The following is a 2,039-nucleotide window of genomic DNA, read 5'->3' as shown; positions in this document are numbered from 1 at the left end:
CACCGTGGGCGACAAGCTCGACTGGGGCTTTTCCGAGCGCGACTACGTCTTCGGCGCGGTGGAGTGGGAGAAGGACCTGTTTGGTGGCGTGCGCCGGCGCACCTCGGAGACGGTGGGCTACGGCCGCCACATCCTGACGGGCCGGTGCACCTGCTGGATGCCGAGATCGGCGCCGGTGCGCGCCAGCTGGAGAACAACGACCTGGCCCGCACGCGCGAGGACGACGCCATCGGCCGCGCCTTCGGCAAGTACCAGTGGAAGCTGTCGGAGACCAGCCGCTTCATCCAGAGCCTGAAGATCGAGTCGGGCGGCGACAACACCTTCACCGAGTCGGTCACCGAGCTGAAGGCTGTCGGTGGTGGGCAACCTGGCGGCGGGCCTGAACTACACGGTGCGCAACAACAGCGAGGTGCCGGCCGGCACCGAGAAGACCGATACCTTCACGGCGGTGAACCTGAGCTATGCCTTCGGGAAAGAGAAGTAGGCGGTAAACTGTGCCCAGCCGCGAGCCGGAGCCAGCGATCCCATGAGTTACTACGAGCACCACGTCTTCTTCTGCTGCAACCAGCGCGCGCCGGGCGAGCGCACCTGCTGCAACGACAAGGGCGCCACCCGCGTGCGCGACTACGCCAAGAAGCAGATCAAGAAGCTGGGCCTGGCGGCGCCGGGCCAGGTCCGCGTCAACATGGCGGGCTGCCTGGAGCGCTGCGAGGAGGGCCCCTGCATCGTGGTTTACCCGCAGGGCGTCTGGTACACCTACGTCGACGAGGAAGACGTGGACGAGATCATCCGAGCGGCATATCCAGAAGGGCGAGATCGTGGAGCGGCTGCGCCTGCCCGACGCGCCGCCCGCCAAATGATCCGCCCGGTGCTGCGCATGGGCGACCCGCGCCTGCTGCGCGTGGCGCAGCCGGTGACGGCCTTCGGCACGCCGAGCTGCGAGAGCTGGTGGCGGACATGTTCGACACCATGCGCGCGCTCAACGGCGCGGGCCTGGCGGCGCCGCAGATCGGCGTGGACCTGCGCGTGGTGATCTTCGGCTTCCAGGCCAGCCCGCGCTACCCGCAGGCCGAGCCCGTGCCGGAAACGATTCTGATCAATCCGGTGCTGACGCCGCTGTCCGACGAGATGGAGGACGGCTGGGAGGGCTGCCTGTCGGTGCCCGGCCTGCGCGGCGTGGTGCCGCGCCACGCGCGCCTGCGCTACCAGGGGATTGACCTGGAAGGCCAGCCGATCGACCGCAGCGTGTCGGGCTTCCATGCGCGCGTGGTGCAGCACGAGTGCGATCACCTGGACGGGATCCTGTATCCGATGCGGGTGCGGGATTTCAGGAAGTTCGGGTTCAACGAGGAGCTGTTTCCCGGGCAGGATATTCAGGACGACTAGGTCGCTGTTTCCCTCGCCCGCTTGCGGGAGAGGGTGGCCGAAGGCCGGGAGAGGGTTTCTGTAACTCTTGCTCGGACTGCCAAGGATCGATATCTACAGAAACCCTCTCCCCCAGCCCCTCTCCCGCAAGCGGGCGAGGGGAGCTGATGTTTCGGCTACAACAGCGGCGAATTGATGTTGAGCGGATCCTTCTGCTGCACCGGTGCCTCGGGCTCCGGGGCTTTCTCGTCGATCGTCGGCTCGCCGGTCAGGAAGGCCAGCATGTCGTAGTAGGTGCGGATGTTGCCGACGTAGGTCATGCCCTCGTAGCCGCGGGCATAGCCGTAGCGGGTCTGGCTGTACCAGCGCGGCTTGGTCAGCAGCGGCAGCGAGGCGCGCACGTCGATCCAGTGGTTGGGATTGCCGCCATTCCTCTTGGTCAGGATGCGGGCGTCGAGCACGTGGCCGATGCCAAGGTTGTAGGCGGCCAGGGCCAGCCAGGTGCGGTCGGGCTGCTTGATCCTCCTCGGGCAGCTGGTCCATCAGCATGCGGAAGTAGCCGGCGCCGCCGCGGATGCTCTGGATGGGATCCTCGCGGTTGGCGACGCGCATCAGGGCGGCGGTGCCGGTGGTGAGCTGCATCAGGCCGCGCACGCCGGTAGGGCTGACGGCGT

Annotated in this window: 4 protein-coding genes and 3 pseudogenes; 5 read left to right on the top strand and 2 right to left on the bottom strand. The window is 67.4% G+C overall.

The window, feature by feature from the left end:
- Positions 1–4: 4 nt before the first annotated feature.
- The 5 genes and pseudogenes from D3874_RS32330 to D3874_RS27585 all read left to right on the top strand — a co-directional run.
- Positions 5–79 (top strand): annotated as a pseudogene (locus tag D3874_RS32330) (hypothetical protein); the annotation flags it as partial.
- Positions 64–288: pseudogene (locus tag D3874_RS31430) on the top strand (DUF481 domain-containing protein); the annotation flags it as partial. The pseudogenes D3874_RS32330 and D3874_RS31430, both read left to right, overlap by 16 nt.
- A 67-nt stretch (positions 289–355) precedes the next feature.
- Complete coding sequence (locus D3874_RS31425) at positions 356–484, top strand: DUF481 domain-containing protein (RefSeq protein ID WP_158596262.1); 129 nt, start codon at positions 356–358, stop codon at positions 482–484.
- Between the two features lie 42 nt (positions 485–526).
- Entirely contained in the window at positions 527–1,033 is a 507-nt protein-coding gene (locus D3874_RS32590; protein WP_233560434.1) for a (2Fe-2S) ferredoxin domain-containing protein, read from the top strand.
- Entirely contained in the window at positions 958–1,386 is a 429-nt protein-coding gene (locus D3874_RS27585; protein WP_233560433.1) for a peptide deformylase, read from the top strand. Before D3874_RS32590 ends, D3874_RS27585 begins: the two co-directional genes overlap by 76 nt.
- A gap of 155 nt (positions 1,387–1,541) precedes the next feature.
- Here D3874_RS27585 and D3874_RS30970 read toward each other — a convergent pair whose 3' ends face one another.
- Both D3874_RS30970 and D3874_RS32325 read right to left on the bottom strand, forming a co-directional pair.
- Positions 1,542–1,826 (bottom strand): hypothetical protein, encoded by a 285-nt coding sequence (locus tag D3874_RS30970; RefSeq protein ID WP_233560432.1) that lies wholly within the window; start codon positions 1,824–1,826, stop codon positions 1,542–1,544.
- 13 nt (positions 1,827–1,839) lie between these two features.
- Positions 1,840–2,039 (bottom strand): annotated as a pseudogene (locus D3874_RS32325) (transglycosylase SLT domain-containing protein); the annotation flags it as partial.

It is taken from the genome of Oleomonas cavernae (assembly GCF_003590945.1).
Classification (GTDB): Bacteria; Pseudomonadota; Alphaproteobacteria; order Zavarziniales; family Zavarziniaceae; genus Zavarzinia; species Zavarzinia cavernae.
Note: the sequence above shows the minus strand (reverse complement) of the source record. Positions and strands in the feature narration are given on the sequence as shown.

Bases quoted from the DNA above. Each gene is read 5' to 3' on its own strand.
- D3874_RS27585 (WP_233560433.1), top strand. From the start codon at position 958: ATGTTCGACACCATGCGCGCGCTCAACGGCGCGGGCCTGGCGGCGCCG.
- D3874_RS32590 (WP_233560434.1), top strand. From the start codon at position 527: ATGAGTTACTACGAGCACCACGTCTTCTTCTGCTGCAACCAGCGCGCG.